The following is a 15,243-nucleotide window of genomic DNA, read 5'->3' on the forward strand; positions in this document are numbered from 1 at the left end:
CACTTAATACCAAAAACCCCGGTCTCGTTGAGGCCGGGGTTTTTGCATTGGGGCGAAGCACAGGCAGACGGCAGGCAAAAGAAAGGGCCCGGCGCATTCCCTGCGGCGGGCTCTGTCACTGACTTCCCTGTCACTGAGCTTGCGAGAGCTCAGTTGTACTCAGTCTTTGATACCATATTCGGCACGATAGGCTTCAATAGCCGACAACTCCTGTTGCATGTTGCCTTGTTCATGCAGGTACTGCACCAGATCATCAAGACTGATGATACTGATGACCGGCACGGCATAGTCACGTTCCACTTCCTGAATGGCAGATAAATCGCCTGTACCTCGCTCCTGTCGGTCCAGAGCAATCAGTGTTGCGGCAGGTGCTGCACCGGCCTGTTCAATGATTGCCATTACCTCGCGAATGGCTGTGCCAGCCGTTATTACATCGTCGATGATTAAAACACGGCCTGTAAGCGGCGCACCTACCAGGTTACCACCTTCACCATGATCCTTGGCCTCCTTGCGGTTGAATACGTAAGGGATATCGAGATCATATTCATTGGCCAGGGCCACGCAAGTGGCGGCTGCCAGAGGAATACCTTTGTAGGCAGGGCCAAGCATCACGTCGTATTCAATGCCGGCATTCTGCAGTGCTGCAGCATAGAAGCGGCCAAGCTGAGCCAAGGCAGATCCTGTATTGAACAAGCCTGCATTGAAGAAATAGGGGCTCTTACGACCTGACTTCAAGGTAAACTCGCCAAAGCGAAGAACCTCTTTTTTCAAGGCAAAGTCGATAAAATCACGTTTGTAGTCGAGCATCTTTTTCTCCGCATGCAGGTGAGTGTGGCGCTAATAATACCTGCTGGGGCTGTTCCCATCCACGAGAAGGCCTGTAGAAAAATTTCAATTTCCGGTGCGCAGCCGGTACAATTCCGCTTTGACCTTCCATCCCAGATTCGTTCGAATACGCTCACGGGGCAAAGACAGTATGCGTGTTATTACCTTCAATACTCAGGGTATTGAACAGGCAGCAGATAATGGCTTTTTTGACTGGATGGCCCAGCAGGATGCTGATGTGGTGTGTCTGCAGAATCTCAAGGCAAAAGAGTACCAGCTTGATGGTGATCGCTACCATCCGGATGGATATCATGCGTATTTTTTTGACGCTTTCGAAGATGGCTTCAGTGGTGTAGCCATCTATACACGGCATCTGCCGAAGGCGATCATGACTGGTCTTGGCTTTGAGCAGTGCGATTTCAACGGTCGCTTTATTCAGGCAGACTTTGATAAGGTCAGCGTCAGCTCGATGACCATCCCTTCCGGTCTGCGCAGTGAAGAAGCTCAGGCAGGAAAAATGGAGTATTTGGAGCTGCTCATGGGGCACCTGAAGAAAACGCTGCGAAAACGCAGAGAGTTTATCTTCGCTGGAACCTTCAATATTGCCCACAGACCAGTCGACCTGAGCAATTGGTATGTTAATCAGCGAGTATCGGGCTTTCTCGCAGAAGAGCGGACCTGGATTGAAGAGGTCCTGGATGAGATGGGCTATGTCGATGCTTTCAGGGAGGTTAATAAAGCTGAGCGACAGTTTACATGGTGGCCCGACTATAACCGTGCCTGGTCGCTGAACGAAGGTGCGCGTTTGGATTATCAGATTACAACGGCAAACCTGCGCAAGGTTGTAAAAAATGCGCGGATTTACCGTGACCAACGGTTCTCGGAGCACGCGCCCCTGACAATCGATTACGACATCGATATCTGACAGCAAGCCGCCGGCAGTAAAACCGGCGGCTTGCTGTTCAGCCTGCCAGTGCCTGCTTTTGCAGTTCAACCAGCTCGGAAATGCCCTTGCGAGCCAGATCCAGCATTGCGTTCAGCTCCTCCTGAGAGTAGGGGGCACCCTCTGCAGTTCCCTGCACTTCAATGAAACCGCCCGCTTCAGTCATGATGACGTTCATGTCCGTTTCCGCTGCTGAGTCTTCGGCATAGTCCAGATCCAGCACTGCTTCACCTCTGTAAATACCCACGGATACGGCAGCGATCATCTGCTTGACGGGGTTACCCTTCATGGCGCCGTTTTTGTCCTTCTTCAGTACGTTAATGGCATCCATCAGGGCCACGCAGGCTCCGGTAATTGAAGCCGTGCGCGTGCCGCCATCCGCCTGAATGACATCACAGTCTATAGTGATAGTGTTCTCGCCTAGCTTTTTAAGATCAAGCGCTGCCCTGAGGGAACGACCGATTAGGCGCTGAATTTCAATGGTACGACCTGTCTGCTTGCCGCGGGCGGCTTCGCGGTCGGAGCGAGTGTTGGTTGAGCGGGGTAGCATGCCATATTCGGCGGTAACCCAACCTGAACCACTGCCGCGAAGGAAACGTGGAACACCGCGGTCCACAGTAGCGGTACAGATCACCTTGGTATCACCAAACTCCACCAGAACAGAACCTTCTGCGTGGCGAGTGAAATTGCGGGTGATGCGTATATCACGCATCTGGTCCGCTTGTCGGCCGCTTGGACGCATTTTGTTCAGCCCGAGGTTCTGTATCTGTTCGGAGAAGCTGGAACTCATGTTACCTACCCTTGGTCGCTGTCATGGCCCGCGCAGGACTGGCCGATGACTGTTAAAATGGATCAGGTAGCAATTCTAATAGAGATCGCCTGATTATGACACGAAGCATGACCGCCTTTACCCGCCAAGAGCAGCAACAATCTTGGGGGACCCTCATTTGGGAACTGCGATCGGTGAATCATCGCTATCTGGAGCCGCATTTCCGTTTACCGGAATCCTTGCGCGATATTGAGGGCAAACTTCGTGAACAGCTGCGTCAGCTGTTGAGTAGAGGCAAGGTAGAGTGCACGTTGCGCTTTATTCCGGAGCGTAGTACTGAGTCGATGCACATTGATCAGGTGCGTGCTCAAGAGGTCATATCAGCGTTAACCCAAGTCAGCGAATTGATCCCAGAGTCGCAGCCGATCAACCCCATGGAGGTAATGGCTTGGCCTGGTGTGCTGCAGGAATCAACGATCGATATGTCAGAGGTCAGGGCCCAGGCAGTGCTCTTGTTTTCACAGGCGTTGAAGGATCTGGTTGCCGGACGTGAGCGTGAAGGCACTGAACTGGCCGAGCTGATTCAGCAGCGGCTTACTGCCATTGAGCAGATTACGTCGGACGTACGTACCCTGATGCCGAAGATCCTGCAGGGACAGCGTGACAATTTGCGTTCCCGGCTAACGGAGCTTAGTGCAGAGTTGGATGCCGCGCGCCTTGAGCAAGAAATTGTATTAATTGCGCAGAAGGCGGATGTGGATGAAGAGACTGACCGCTTGCAGACACATGTGCAGGAGGTCCGCCGTGTGCTAAAACAAAAAGGTCCAGTTGGACGGCGGCTGGATTTCCTGATGCAGGAGCTGAATCGGGAGGCAAATACACTGTCTTCCAAGTCGATAGTCGCGGCCACTACGCGCAGTGCGGTAGAGCTGAAGGTTATGATCGAGCAGATGCGAGAACAGATCCAGAATATCGAATAAGCCTCAGCTGCTTTTGTCGACAGGGTGTTTGCGGTTGCGTCTGCAGCGTTCGGAGCAGTAGACCACTTCATCCCAGCAGCGCGCCCACTTGCGTCTCCAACTGAACGGGCGGTTGCAGCCACGGCAGATTTTCTCAGGCAGATGCCTTTTGTGCATGTTTGCGTCCTGTCGGTTTGCCGGGGTTGCGAACATGCCGACGCAGCAGGCGGCGGGCTTCGGTCTGTACTTCGGGCCGGTTACGCCACTGCCACAAGCGCTCACGGGCAGCGGCTGCCGTGGTCTTCAGTTCAACCAGCGGGGCAGGATAATCAGTACCGATGTGTAACTGAAACATCTGCTCCTCCATCGGTGTCATTTCCCAGGGAGTGTGCAGTAGATCGTCAGGTAGTCCATTCAGTTCGGGAACCCATTGACGGATGAACACGCCGTTCGGGTCTTGCTCTTGCGACTGCAGAACCGGGTTATAGATGCGAATGGTATTGATCCCGGTAACGCCCGCCTGCATCTGGAACTGGGGGTAATGAATGCCGGGTTCGTAATCGAGAAACAGTCTGGCCAGTGGCTTCACGCCCCGTTTCCAGTCAATGTTGAGCTGGTGGCAGAGAAAGCTCACCAGCATGGCACGCATGCGGAAGTTGATGTAACCGGTTGCATGCAGACAACGCATGCACGCATCAACCAGGGGGTAGCCAGTCTGCCCATTGAACCAGGCGTTGAAATCAGCCTCGACCTGCTCATCATGTCGATAGGGAAAATCCAGATAGGCCTTGTTGACCGGACGAAACTCCATGGCGCATTCGGTTTCGAATTTCTGAATGAAATGGCAATGCCAGTGCAGACGGGAAGCCAGTGCACTCAGGCTGCGACGCCACCCGGGCGTGTGCCAGTGTGCCAGCAGCCTCTGATAGACCTGACGCAGACTCAGGTTACCGAAGGCAAGATAGGGTGAAAGGCGGGAGCACCCTGTGCGGCTGAGTGAAGGGCTTGAAATGGCTGCGACATACTCCTTGCCACGAAACTCGAAGAACTCGTTCAACCAAGCCTGTGCTGCGGACTCTCCACCGCATTGAAAAGCGGGGTCAGCCAGTAACCAGCTGTCGGGTGGCTGCCAGTGCCAGGAGGGCGGTAAAGACACTGTCTGCAGCCGAGCCAGGGTCGGATCAAGCACGGGGGCACGCATCACAGCTTTCCAGTGTGTGTCCCAGTTGCCGCGATTGAAACAGCCGCGCATGACTGCGTTGCTGGGAAACTCCCGCCAGTGAATGCCCTGCTCAGTGCACCAGTGCTTAAGGGTTCTGTCGCGGGAAAAGGTACTGGCATCCCCGCTTTCCTCGTGACTGAACACGTTTTGGATAGCATACCGTTGCTGCAGGCGCGCCATCACCTCGATGCACTCCCCATGCATCAGCGTGACTTCGGCCTTGCTGCAGGCGGCTGCCAGCTGTCGATTCATGTCCCGGATTGATTCGTGCATGAAGCGCCAGTGACGCAGGCTCAGATGAGGGTTCTGCAGTTGAGATGGCTCAACCATAAACATCAGCAGGGTTGGCAGACCGGTCTCAATGGCACTGAGCAGCGGAGCGTGGTCCTGCAGGCGCAGATCGCGCTTGAACCATACTACATTGATGGCCCTGCGCTCAGTCATGACGAACCCAAACAGGCCAGTCGGCGGCGTCGCGGCTGTCGAGAGCACTGCTGGCGGTTTCCGGCGCCCAGCGGCTGACATACTCCCCATCGGGGTCGAACTGTTCAGCCTGACGCGCAAGGTTGAAGTGGCGTCCGCCGCGGGGATCGGCGCCAACACCGGCAATATACTGCCAGTTGCCCCAGTTGCTGGCTACATCGTGGTCAATCAGTTGCTGCTGGAACCAGGCCGCACCGTAGCGCCAGTCGATGTTGAGCTCGTTTACCAGACAACTGGCGGCAATCTGACGCCCACGGTTGGAGATAAAGCCGGTGACGTTGAGCTCACGCATACAGGCATTGACCAGTGGCCAGGGGGTCGTGCCCTGGCACCACCGCCTGAAACGTTCGGGATAAAAGCTGGTCAGGGGTGTCCGTGTGGCTATGCCACTGCGTGCGAACAGGCGCGCCCGGTGCTTGAGTGCATACCACTGGAAATACTCGCGCCAAAGCAGTTCAAAGCCGATCCAGTAGGTTGACTCGTTGCTGCCTTGTGCCTGCTCGTAGGCTTTCAGTCGACTCAGAATGCGACGTGGCGACAGGCAGCCATTGGCTAGCCAGGGACTGAAACGGGTGCTGTTGCTCCAGCCCTGAAGCGCATTACGGGTCTGTTTGTAAATCGAGGCATGAGACTGGCTGAAATAGTGCTCCAAGTGTGCCATGGCCTCGGTACATCCGCCACGAAAGGCAGTGTCCCGCAGCTCCATAGATGGCATCAGAAGCATACCCCCGGGCAATCCATGCGGAGGGGGTGGCAATGCTGCAGGGGCGGAAACCGCGCTGGTGGGATCGGGTCCGGCTTCAAGTTGATGGCGAAAGGGTGTGAACTGGTCTGGCAGCTGTGTCAGTGTAAAGGGCAGCTGCTCCGGGCTGAACAGGGTATGACAGCAAACTAACAGAATCTCAATCTCGGTCAGGGCGGCCCGGACGCGGTTGATCTGTCGCTGTTCGTACAGGCCAACCTGTTCGCTCACCACCAGTCGTTCGGGCTTCAGTTCGCGCACCAGCCAAAGCAGTTTTTCAACCGGGTCACCCTCCAACAACAGCAGTCGCTGACCCTTGAGTGCCAATGCATGATCCAGCTGCAGCAGGCTTTGCTGGAGAAACGCTCTGCGATGCCTGCCCATGGGCAGGCTCTGATAGCGATCAGGTTGCCGCCATTGGTTGTCCAGACAATAAACACATACAAGCTCCGTACTGTCCTCAACGGCCTTGAGCAATGCCGGGTTGTCGTCCAGTCGCAGATCCTGGGTTATCCAGTAAAGTGTAAGGCTCACTGTATGTTCTCCATCCAAAGCCTTGTTCTGTACGAAATGGCACCCAAGTCAGATCCGATACAATGAGGAACGAAACGAAAATTGTGAAAATTACGCCATTGTTCGATGGAATTTCATTTCTTTAAAAAGAACGCAATTAGGTTTTTTGTTGTTTTTTAGTTAAGTTTTTGCCGATTTTTCGCGGTTTTTTGGGTGGGGGTATGGGCCTCTCAACAGAGGGGGCCTGTTTTTGCGTTAAGATGCTTAGATGTGCTAAGTATTTAAAAAGGAACTATTCTGTAACGGGAGCGGCGGTGCCTCGGACCCATAATCTGGCCGAGCACTCGTTTTGCGAACCCTGGATTGGAGACCAAAATCATGCACAAGCTCAAGACACTGGTAGGCGCCTGTACGGTGGCTCTGGCAACACTCGGAACGGCCGCTACAGCTCAGGCGGCAACTTGGCGATACGCTTTCGAGGAGGCCATTACCGATGTACAGGGTGTCTATGCCACCAAGTTCAAGGAGCATATCGAAGCCAACTCCGACCACAATATCCAGCTGTTTCCCTACGGTACGTTGGGGGAGTCTGCCGATACCATGGAACAGGCCCAGGCAGGACTGCTGCAGTTTGTTGATCAGTCTCCGGGTTTTACCGGCTCTCTGATTCCCGAAGCTCAAGTGTTCTTCATTCCCTATCTGTTGCCGGAAACTCATGAAGCACTGGACAGTTTTTTCCGCAACAGCAAGGCGATCAATGAAGACTTCAAGGAAATCTATGCACAGCATGGCCTTGAATTGCTGAAAATGTTTCCCGAAGGTGAAGTGGTCATTACCACTCAGGAACCGTTTGAAAAGCCAGCTGACCTTAACGGCGTCAAAATCCGTGTCATGACCAACCCGCTGTTGGTGGAGTCCTACAAGGCATTCGGTGCAACGCCCACTCCACTGGCCTGGGGTGAGGTGTATGGCGGATTGCAGACCAACATCATCCAGGGACAGGAAAACCCCTTGTTCTGGGTTGAGTCAGCCAAGATGTATGAAGTCAGTGACGTGATTACCTTTACAGGCCATAACAACTTCACCACTGCCGTGATGGCCAACAAGCGCTTCTTTGATGGACTGCCAGAGGCTGATCAAGCCCTGATACATGAAGCGATGGACGTGGCGTTCGACCATATCATGGAGTACCAGAAGGGGCTCAGTGAGCGGTCACTGGAGAAAATTCTTGAGCAGAAGCCCGAGATTGAGGTCGTGCGCCTGACAGAGGAGCAGCGCGCGCCTTTCCGTGCCGCAGCCAAAGAGGTTGAAGCCAAATACATCGAAATGACAGGCGACAGCGGCAAGGCCTTGCTGGAGCAGTTCAAGCAGGATCTGGAAGCGGCAACCGCTGAATAACCGTGATGAACAAGGGAGGGCTTTGGCTCTCCCTTGGCTGATCGCTGAGTGGAGGGCTGGATGTCCGCTGACACTGATATATCGAGTAAGCCTGTTTCAGCTCTGCCCGGACCTCTCGGGTATCTGGATCGCTGGCTTGGGCGTGCCGAGGCATTCATTCTGGGTGCCGGAGTGTTGCTGATGGCACTGAATACCGTCGCGAATGTGGTTGGACGGTTTGTATTTCAGCACAGCTTCTTCTTTACCGAAGAAGTGAACCGCATTCTGATCGTCATGATCACCTTTGCGGGGATTGGCTATGCCGCACGCCATGGGCGTCACATTCGCATGTCGGCCCTGTTTGATGTGCTGCCGGCGGGCGGCAGACGTTGGCTGATGATGCTGATTGCGCTGGTGACGTCGCTGGTGATGTTTGCACTGGCTTTCTTTTCCATTCGTTACATCGGTTCGGTAGCCAGTTCCGGACGGGTACTTTCATCTTTGCAGGTACCGGTATGGTGGATTTTTCTGTGGGTGCCAGTCGGACTGAGCGTGACTGGGGTTCAGTATCTGCTGACGGCACTTAAAAATTTGGTTTCCTCTGATGCGGTGTATCTATCGACAGAAGTGAGAGATGGGTATGACCGCAACTGATGCTGTATATGGTTCCACTACGGAAGGGAGTCGATAGATGACCGCCATTATGGTCAGTACCATGATCGTGCTGTTGCTGCTTGGATTTCCGATGATGATTCCGCTGATAGTTGCGGCTTTCATCGGTTTTTACAGCATGTTTGGCGGCTTTGATCAGATGGATTTCATGATCCAGCAGTTTATGGCCGGCATTCGTCCTACCTCCCTGATCGCAGTTCCCATGTTTATTCTGGCTGCGGACATCATGACCCGAGGGCACTCGGCTGATCGTTTGATCGATATGGTGATGAAGTTCATTGGCCACGTACGGGGCGGGCTGGCGATCAGCACAGCGACCGCCTGCACCCTGTTCGGAGCTGTTTCCGGCTCAACACAGGCAACCGTAGTCGCCGTCGGCTCCCCTCTGCGCCCTAAAATGCTCAAGGCAGGCTACAAAGACAGCTTCGTGCTGGCGCTGATCATCAACGCCAGCGATATCGCTTTCCTTATCCCCCCCAGCATCGGCATGATCATCTATGGTGTGGTATCCAACACCTCAATTTCTGAACTGTTTATCGCAGGTGTCGGGCCGGGTTTGCTGATTCTTGGCATGTTTGCACTTTACAGTTATATCTATGCCTGCATTAACCGAGTGCCCACAGAGGAAAAGGCCAGCTGGCCCGAGCGCTGGCAGGCCGTGCGCAAAGCGATTTGGCCCTTGGGCTTTCCGGTCATCATTGTGGGCGGTATCTATGGCGGTATATTCAGCCCGACCGAAGCGGCAGCTGTGTGTGTCCTCTATGCCGTACTCCTCGAATTCATCGTGTTCAGGGCTCTCAAACCCGCTGAGCTGTACAAGATTGCCAAGTCGACCGGTCTTATCACGGCGGTTGTGTTCATTCTGGTGGCGGCCGGAGCGGCCTTTTCCTGGATCATCTCCTTCGCGCAGATACCCCAAACCATTATCGCCTCACTGGGGCTGGCCGATGCCAGCCCTTCAGGGGTGCTGATCGCGATCTGTATAGCGTTTTTTATCGGCTGCATGTTTGTCGATCCGATCGTGGTGATTCTGGTACTGGTGCCGATCTTTGCCCCGCTGGTCGCTTCGGCAGGGCTTGATCCTGTGCTGGTTGGGGTGTTGATTACGCTGCAGGTGGCCATTGGTTCCGCTACCCCGCCGTTTGGCTGCGATATATTCACCGCGATCGCCATATTCCGGCGTCCCTATATTGAAGTGATCAAAGGCACTCCTCCTTTTGTCTTCATGCTGATACTGGCTGCGGCCTTGCTGATCATCTTCCCGCAGATCTCTCTGTTCCTGCGTGACCTGGCGTTTGGCTGAGGGTATTGGAAGCAGGGTGCTGGGTCAGTCTGGAGCTGCGTGCTATAGTTTCGGTTCGCAATCAGGATGACATCGGGACAACAGGCAATGACTCAGCTCGCAGGCACACTGTACATTCTTTCGGCTCCCTCTGGCGCTGGCAAGACCAGCCTGGTCAAGGCTCTGCTGGAGCAGGACCCCCAACTGGTGGTATCGGTATCCCATACCACCCGGGCAAGGCGTCCTGGTGAAGTGGGTGGCCAGGATTACAATTTTGTCAGCATGGATGCATTCAACGAGCTGATCGAGCAGGGCCAGTTTCTTGAGTATGCCGAAGTGTTCGGCAACAAATACGGCACCTCCCAGCAGTGGGTGCGTGAGCAGCTGGCTGCAGGGCAGGATGTAATCCTTGAAATTGACTGGCAGGGTGCCGAGCAGGTCAGACGTTTGATGCCCGAAGCGGTAACGGTTTTCATTCTGCCTCCCAGCCGAGCCGCTCTGCGTGAGCGACTGACCAACCGGGGTCAGGACAGTGATGCCATCATCGCCGGACGGATGTCTGCTGCAGTAAGCGAAATGAGCCACTACCCGGAGTATGACTATCTGGTGATTAACGACCGGTTCGAAGTTGCACTCGATCAGCTTGCCAGTCTTTTCAAGGCACGGCGGTTGCGGCAGGAGGTGCAGCAGCAGTTGCAGGCTGAACTGCTGAGTGAGCTCTTGTCTGAACGCTGAAACCCCCGTAGACTTATCGGTCTTTTCTCTGGCTCCAACCCTGTCTGAGGTCCGCAATGGCACGAGTAACCGTTGAAGATTGTCTGGAAAATGTCGAAAACCGTTTTGAATTGGTGATGATCGCATCTAAGCGTGCACGCCAGATCGCAGTTGGCGGCAAGGACCCCAAGGTCGATTGGGAAAACGACAAGCCCACCGTTGTTGCCCTGCGTGAAATCGCTGAAAAACTGGTCGATCGCAGCGTGCTGGATGAGCAGGTACAGCGCTGATCTTTCCCCCGCACGCGTAATACGGCATCATCAGGGTATATGGCTGGCCCAAGTGCCAGCCTTGGCCTGACGGAGTGATAGATGCCGACCATTGATGCCCTTTCACATCGCCTCGAAGAGTATCTGACACAGGAACAGATTGCTCGGGTGCGTCGCGCCTATTTCTATGCCGAGCAGGCCCACGATGGTCAGCGCCGTAAAAGCGGCGAACCCTATGTGACTCATCCACTGGCCGTAGCCAATGTACTGGCCGGGATGCACATGGACCATCAAAGCTTGATGGCGGCTATGTTGCACGATGTAATCGAAGACACCGAGATCGAATATGCGGGCATTGAGGGGCAGTTCGGCTCCTCTGTAGCGGATATTGTCGATGGCGTCTCCAAGCTGACCCATCTGGAGTTCGAGACCAAGGCGGAAGCCCAGGCCGAGAATTTCCAGAAAATGGTGTTGGCGATGGCGGAAGATATCCGCGTCATTCTGGTCAAGTTGGCAGATCGGCTGCACAACATGCGTACCCTCGGTGCCATGCGGCCTGACAAACAGCGTCGTATTGCCCGCGAAACCCTCGATATTTATGCACCCATTGCCGCGCGTCTGGGTATGCGAGACCTGCAGGTTGAACTGGAGGATCTGGCATTCCAGTCCTATTACCCGATGCGAGCCAAGCGCATTCGGCGCGCAGTTGTTCATGCGCGCGGACAGCGCAAGGATATCATTGAACAGGTGCGAGAATCGATCCAGGCCCGGCTGGATCAGGAAGGGCTCAGCGGAAGTGTATCCGGTCGCGAGAAACACCTCTACAGCATCTATCGCAAAATGAAGGTACAGCGTAAGGCGTTCGCCGACATTATGGATGTGTTTGCCTTTCGGATTGTGACCGGCAGCGTTGATGACTGTTACCGTATTCTGGGGGCCGTGCACAACCTGTACAAGCCGGTACCTGGTTGCTTCAAGGATTATATTGCCATTCCCAAGGCCAATGGTTACCAGTCGTTGCACACGGTGCTGTTTGGCGCCCGGGGCATGACCATCGAGGTACAGATCCGTACCCGTGACATGGATGCGGTCGCCAGCCAGGGGATTGCCGAACACAGTCATTACAAGGTCAAGGGTAGTACTGAAAGCGCACTGGGTTCTTACAACCGTGCTCGTAAATGGGTACAGGGGCTGCTGGAGATGCAGCAAAGTGCCGGTGACTCGATGGAATTTATCGAGAGCGTGAAAAAAGACCTGTTCCCGGACGAGGTCTACATCTTCACCCCCAAAGGGCGGATTTTGGAGTTGCCGCGTGGCGCAACACCGGTCGACTTTGCCTACGCCGTGCATACGGACGTGGGTAACTCCTGTGTTTCCTGCCGTATCAACCGTCGCCTGGCGCCACTGTCGGAACCTCTGGAAAGCGGTCAAACGGTCGAAATCATCACTACGCCGCGGGCCCAACCGAACATGGCATGGCTCAATTTTGTGGTGACCGGCAAGGCACGCACCAGCATCCGACACTTTCTGAAGAATCAACAACGCAATGAATCGATCGAATTGGGGCGTCGATTGTTGAGCCAGTTTTTGGGCAACTACGGTGCAAGCCTTGATGACATTGACCCTGATCAGTTGGCGCAGCTGCTGGACGAGGCTGAGTTCAAGCAGCTGGATGACCTGCTGGAAGATATCGGCATGGGCAACCGCATGGCGTATGTGGTAGCGCGCCGTCTGCGCCCTGCCGAGCATGTTGAGCAGGACCCTGGGTTGACTGAACAGGGCCGGCCTCTGGCTATTCGGGGTGCTGAGGGGATGGTCATGCAGTATGCCCGCTGCTGCCACCCCATTCCCGGAGACAGCATCATCGGGCATATCAGCAGTGGTCGTGGGCTTGTGGTACATCGTACCGACTGTCGCAACATAGGTTACCTGCGTGATAACCCCGAAAAAACCATCTATCTGGAGTGGTCAGCACCACAAAGCAACGAAGAAGAATTTGTGGTCGGGCTTTTCCTTGAGGTTGAATCCCAGCGCGGCATCATTGCCAACCTGGCGACGGCCGCTGCCAGTATGGGTGCCAACCTGCTTAAAATCGACAGTGGCGAGCGTGATGGTCAGCTGTTCAGCGTGAACATGGAGCTGACGGTTTACAACCGTGTGCATCTGGCACGGGTGATTCGCAAGCTGCGCAGCCTGCGTTCAGTCAATCACATTAACCGCCAGTAACATATGGCTGGCTGATAGTTCAGCGTCCCAGTGCCTTTCCCTCGCGGCGCGGATCGACCCCCGACTCCCAGCGACCATCGGACCGTTGACGAATGGCGTGTACTCCGCTGTTGAGTTCCCGAATGCTTACGCGATGCCCCATATCCCTGAGCTCGAACAGCAGTTGCTCGGCGGAGGTGGCTTCCTCCAGTTCGGTATCGCCGTTACGGTTACTTATATTGGGCTGGTAGAGGATATCCTGCAGTGACATATTGGTATGCAGCATCAGCAGGAGAGTTTGTGCCACATAGTTGATGATACGACTGCCACCAGGAGAGCCGAGCGCAGCGATCGGGCGATTATCGGCGTTGAATACCATCACCGGTGCCATTGAGCTGCGTGGGCGCTTGCCTGGTTCAACCCGGTTAGCCACTGGCACGCCGTTGATCTCGGGGATAAAGGAAAAGTCAGTGAGCTGATTGTTGAGCAGAAAGCCCCCTGCCATCAGGGTCGAGCCGAATGCCATCTCAATACTGCTGGTCATCGACAGCAGGTTGCCATATCTGTCTCGAATGACGAAGTGGCTGGTTGACGGCAACTCGGGCGAGCGGTCATCGGCACGGGTCAGTTCCACTGGCTGGCCTGGCTGGGCCTGCCCCATGTCGTGCTCAGAGCTGATCAGGCTGGCGCGCTGGCGCAAGTATGTGGAATCGAGGAGCGCCGCTGTTGGGACCTCCACAAAGTCCGGGTCAGCCAGGTAGCGACCCCGGTCGGCATAGGCCAGGCGGCTGGCCTGGGTAAACAGATGAGCAAAGCCACTACTGTCGTGAGGCAGTGCAGCCAACGGAGTGTGCTGCAGCAGGCCCAGTATTTGCAGCAGCGTCACACCACCCGAAGTCGGTGGTGGAAAGCCACAGACACGGTATTCGCGATAGGGCAAACATATCGGCTTGCGTTCCCGTGCAACATAGCTCGCCAGATCCGTTCGGCTGATCATGCCCGGGTTGTCTTTAGCCTCGGATATGCTGGTTAGAATCTGGTCTGCAATCGGACCGTGATACAGGGCGTCCGCCCCTTGGGCGGCGATCAGTCGCAACGATTCGGCCAGTTCAGGGTTACGCAGCAGAGCTCCGGCAGGCAGCGGCGCACCGGAGTGGTCAAAAAAGTACTGGCGACTGGCCGCATAGCGATCCAGCCCGGGATTGACTCTGTCTGAGATCAGTTTGTGTAACCGGTTACCGATATGGAACCCCTGCTCGGCACGGGCAATGCTGGCGTCAAACAGCATCGACCAGTCCAGTCTGCCATGGCGCTGATGGGCCAGTTCAAGCATCCGCAATACTCCCGGAACCCCAACTGAGCGCCCGCCAACAAGCGCTTCATGCCATGGCATAGTGCTACCGTCAGATTGCAGGAAGAGATTTTCAGTGACGTCAGCCGGGGCGGTTTCACGGCCATCATAGGCGTGCAGTGTTTGGCTGGACTGGTCCCAGTAGAGCAGAAAGGCACCGCCACCAAGGCCAGAAGACTGGGGCTCGACCAGGGTCAGCATTGCCTGAACAGCGATGGCTGCATCCACAGCGGTGCCGCCCTGGCGGAGCATATCAAAGCCCGCTTCAGTCGCCAGTGGGTGAGCCGTGACCACCAGCGAATCCTCAGCGATGACGCGCTGGGGGTGTTGCCAGCCGGTAGCGCTTTCCGGTGCGATTGACTCATCAGCAGCCCAGAGGAAAGGGATCTGCAAAGCCAGCAGGGCGATAATTGCTTGGCGAAAAATGCTCATGTAGACACCTGAAATTGTCCGGCTGCACGATTCTTGATGGTGTGCTCAGGGTTGAAAACACGTCCGTTCATAAAGATGTAGACCCCCGCAGGCAGCGTCTGGGCCAAGGCCACGGCTCCTCCCAGATTGAAGGCCGCATCACTGTCGCGAAATCGGGCCGGTTGCATGGCGCCGGTGAGGACGATGGTGCGGTCATTCAGCGCCTGCAGGGCACGGGCTGTATCAACCATGGTGTCGGTACCGTGTGTAATGACGATATGTCGGCAGGTATCGGCTTCAATATGGTCACGAATCAGCGCCCGGTCATGTGCATCCATTTCAAGGCTGTCCTTGCGCAGCAGGCTTTCGATGCTGTATTGGCAACTCACACCGGCCTGTGCCAGCAGTTCTGTCGCCGCCGGCTCACCGATACGATAGTCACTCAGTGCATCGTAGTAGACCTTGTCGATTGTGCCCCCGATTGTCAGAATCTTGATCTGCATTGG

At 55.3% G+C, this 15,243-nt stretch carries 15 protein-coding genes; 8 read left to right on the forward strand and 7 right to left on the reverse strand.

The genetic code is table 11. The annotated features are described in order from the left end of the window. Nucleotides 1-159 precede the first annotated feature (159 nt). Nucleotides 160-807, reverse strand: a complete 648-nt coding sequence (pyrE, locus tag ABIE61_RS10995) for an orotate phosphoribosyltransferase (RefSeq protein WP_354409425.1) — start codon at nucleotides 805-807, stop codon at nucleotides 160-162. A 169-nt stretch (nucleotides 808-976) separates the two neighbouring features. On the opposite strand from pyrE, the gene ABIE61_RS11000 reads away from it, so the two are divergent. Further along, on the forward strand, nucleotides 977-1,750 hold the full coding sequence (locus ABIE61_RS11000) for an exodeoxyribonuclease III (protein WP_091826237.1): 774 nt from the start codon (nucleotides 977-979) through the stop codon (nucleotides 1,748-1,750). Nucleotides 1,751-1,787: 37 nt separating this feature from the next. On the opposite strand, the gene rph is transcribed toward ABIE61_RS11000, so the two are convergent. Beyond that, a complete protein-coding gene (rph, locus tag ABIE61_RS11005; RefSeq protein WP_277987736.1) occupies nucleotides 1,788-2,558 on the reverse strand; it encodes a ribonuclease PH in 771 nt (256 codons plus the stop codon). A gap of 95 nt (nucleotides 2,559-2,653) precedes the next feature. Between rph and ABIE61_RS11010 the strand changes: the two genes are divergently transcribed. Then, complete coding sequence (locus tag ABIE61_RS11010; protein WP_354409428.1) at nucleotides 2,654-3,517, forward strand: YicC/YloC family endoribonuclease; 864 nt, start codon at nucleotides 2,654-2,656, stop codon at nucleotides 3,515-3,517. Between the two features lie 3 nt (nucleotides 3,518-3,520). Here the strand turns inward: ABIE61_RS11010 and ABIE61_RS11015 are convergent, their stop codons facing one another. The 3 genes from ABIE61_RS11015 to ABIE61_RS11025 are packed head-to-tail and all read right to left on the reverse strand — an operon-like array spanning nucleotide 3,521 to nucleotide 6,477. Then, a complete protein-coding gene (locus tag ABIE61_RS11015; RefSeq protein ID WP_354409431.1) occupies nucleotides 3,521-3,709 on the reverse strand; it encodes a DUF2256 domain-containing protein in 189 nt (62 codons plus the stop codon). Beyond that, nucleotides 3,651-5,162: a cryptochrome/deoxyribodipyrimidine photo-lyase family protein gene (locus ABIE61_RS11020; RefSeq protein WP_354409434.1), complete on the reverse strand. Its 1,512-nt coding sequence runs from the start codon at nucleotides 5,160-5,162 to the stop codon at nucleotides 3,651-3,653. The genes ABIE61_RS11015 and ABIE61_RS11020 overlap by 59 nt, the downstream gene beginning before the upstream one ends. Further along, complete coding sequence (locus ABIE61_RS11025) at nucleotides 5,155-6,477, reverse strand: DASH family cryptochrome (protein WP_354409437.1); 1,323 nt, start codon at nucleotides 6,475-6,477, stop codon at nucleotides 5,155-5,157. Before ABIE61_RS11025 ends, ABIE61_RS11020 begins: the two co-directional genes overlap by 8 nt. A gap of 357 nt (nucleotides 6,478-6,834) precedes the next feature. Between ABIE61_RS11025 and ABIE61_RS11030 the strand changes: the two genes are divergently transcribed. The 6 genes from ABIE61_RS11030 (at nucleotide 6,835) to spoT (ending at nucleotide 12,996) form a co-directional block, all read left to right on the forward strand. Next, a complete protein-coding gene (locus ABIE61_RS11030; RefSeq protein WP_354409440.1) occupies nucleotides 6,835-7,854 on the forward strand; it encodes a TRAP transporter substrate-binding protein in 1,020 nt (339 codons plus the stop codon). A gap of 60 nt (nucleotides 7,855-7,914) precedes the next feature. Continuing rightward, nucleotides 7,915-8,487: a TRAP transporter small permease gene (locus ABIE61_RS11035; protein WP_091826246.1), complete on the forward strand. Its 573-nt coding sequence runs from the start codon at nucleotides 7,915-7,917 to the stop codon at nucleotides 8,485-8,487. A 37-nt stretch (nucleotides 8,488-8,524) separates the two neighbouring features. Beyond that, the gene (locus ABIE61_RS11040; RefSeq protein WP_354409443.1) at nucleotides 8,525-9,808 is read left to right on the forward strand and encodes a TRAP transporter large permease; all 1,284 of its coding nucleotides are present in this window, start codon (nucleotides 8,525-8,527) and stop codon (nucleotides 9,806-9,808) included. Between the two features lie 87 nt (nucleotides 9,809-9,895). After that, nucleotides 9,896-10,522 (forward strand): guanylate kinase, encoded by a 627-nt coding sequence (gene gmk / locus ABIE61_RS11045; protein ID WP_091826250.1) that lies wholly within the window; start codon nucleotides 9,896-9,898, stop codon nucleotides 10,520-10,522. 56 nt (nucleotides 10,523-10,578) lie between these two features. Further along, nucleotides 10,579-10,791 carry a DNA-directed RNA polymerase subunit omega gene (gene rpoZ / locus ABIE61_RS11050; RefSeq protein WP_091826252.1) on the forward strand — a complete coding sequence of 71 codons (213 nt, stop codon included), beginning with the start codon at nucleotides 10,579-10,581 and terminating at the stop codon, nucleotides 10,789-10,791. A gap of 81 nt (nucleotides 10,792-10,872) precedes the next feature. Further along, on the forward strand, nucleotides 10,873-12,996 hold the full coding sequence (gene spoT / locus ABIE61_RS11055) for a bifunctional GTP diphosphokinase/guanosine-3',5'-bis pyrophosphate 3'-pyrophosphohydrolase (RefSeq protein WP_354409446.1): 2,124 nt from the start codon (nucleotides 10,873-10,875) through the stop codon (nucleotides 12,994-12,996). Between the two features lie 19 nt (nucleotides 12,997-13,015). Here spoT and ggt read toward each other — a convergent pair whose 3' ends face one another. Next, nucleotides 13,016-14,758, reverse strand: coding sequence for a gamma-glutamyltransferase (gene ggt, locus ABIE61_RS11060; protein ID WP_354409449.1), 1,743 nt, complete (start codon nucleotides 14,756-14,758; stop codon nucleotides 13,016-13,018). Then, nucleotides 14,755-15,240 carry an asparaginase domain-containing protein gene (locus ABIE61_RS11065; protein WP_354409452.1) on the reverse strand — a complete coding sequence of 162 codons (486 nt, stop codon included), beginning with the start codon at nucleotides 15,238-15,240 and terminating at the stop codon, nucleotides 14,755-14,757. The genes ggt and ABIE61_RS11065 overlap by 4 nt, the downstream gene beginning before the upstream one ends. Nucleotides 15,241-15,243: the final 3 nt, after the last annotated feature.

This window comes from Marinobacterium sp. MBR-111 (genome assembly GCF_040547585.1).
Taxonomy (GTDB): Bacteria; Pseudomonadota; Gammaproteobacteria; order Pseudomonadales; family Balneatricaceae; genus Marinobacterium; species Marinobacterium iners.

Bases quoted from the DNA above. Each gene is read 5' to 3' on its own strand.
- pyrE (WP_354409425.1), bottom strand. From the start codon at position 807: ATGCTCGACTACAAACGTGATTTTATCGACTTTGCCTTGAAAAAAGAG.
- ABIE61_RS11000 (WP_091826237.1), top strand. From the start codon at position 977: ATGCGTGTTATTACCTTCAATACTCAGGGTATTGAACAGGCAGCAGAT.
- rph (WP_277987736.1), bottom strand. From the start codon at position 2,558: ATGAGTTCCAGCTTCTCCGAACAGATACAGAACCTCGGGCTGAACAAA.
- ABIE61_RS11010 (WP_354409428.1), top strand. From the start codon at position 2,654: ATGACACGAAGCATGACCGCCTTTACCCGCCAAGAGCAGCAACAATCT.
- ABIE61_RS11015 (WP_354409431.1), bottom strand. From the start codon at position 3,709: ATGTTCGCAACCCCGGCAAACCGACAGGACGCAAACATGCACAAAAGG.
- ABIE61_RS11020 (WP_354409434.1), bottom strand. From the start codon at position 5,162: ATGACTGAGCGCAGGGCCATCAATGTAGTATGGTTCAAGCGCGATCTG.
- ABIE61_RS11030 (WP_354409440.1), top strand. From the start codon at position 6,835: ATGCACAAGCTCAAGACACTGGTAGGCGCCTGTACGGTGGCTCTGGCA.
- ABIE61_RS11035 (WP_091826246.1), top strand. From the start codon at position 7,915: ATGTCCGCTGACACTGATATATCGAGTAAGCCTGTTTCAGCTCTGCCC.
- ABIE61_RS11040 (WP_354409443.1), top strand. From the start codon at position 8,525: ATGACCGCCATTATGGTCAGTACCATGATCGTGCTGTTGCTGCTTGGA.
- gmk (WP_091826250.1), top strand. From the start codon at position 9,896: ATGACTCAGCTCGCAGGCACACTGTACATTCTTTCGGCTCCCTCTGGC.
- rpoZ (WP_091826252.1), top strand. From the start codon at position 10,579: ATGGCACGAGTAACCGTTGAAGATTGTCTGGAAAATGTCGAAAACCGT.
- spoT (WP_354409446.1), top strand. From the start codon at position 10,873: ATGCCGACCATTGATGCCCTTTCACATCGCCTCGAAGAGTATCTGACA.
- ggt (WP_354409449.1), bottom strand. From the start codon at position 14,758: ATGAGCATTTTTCGCCAAGCAATTATCGCCCTGCTGGCTTTGCAGATC.
- ABIE61_RS11065 (WP_354409452.1), bottom strand. From the start codon at position 15,240: ATGCAGATCAAGATTCTGACAATCGGGGGCACAATCGACAAGGTCTAC.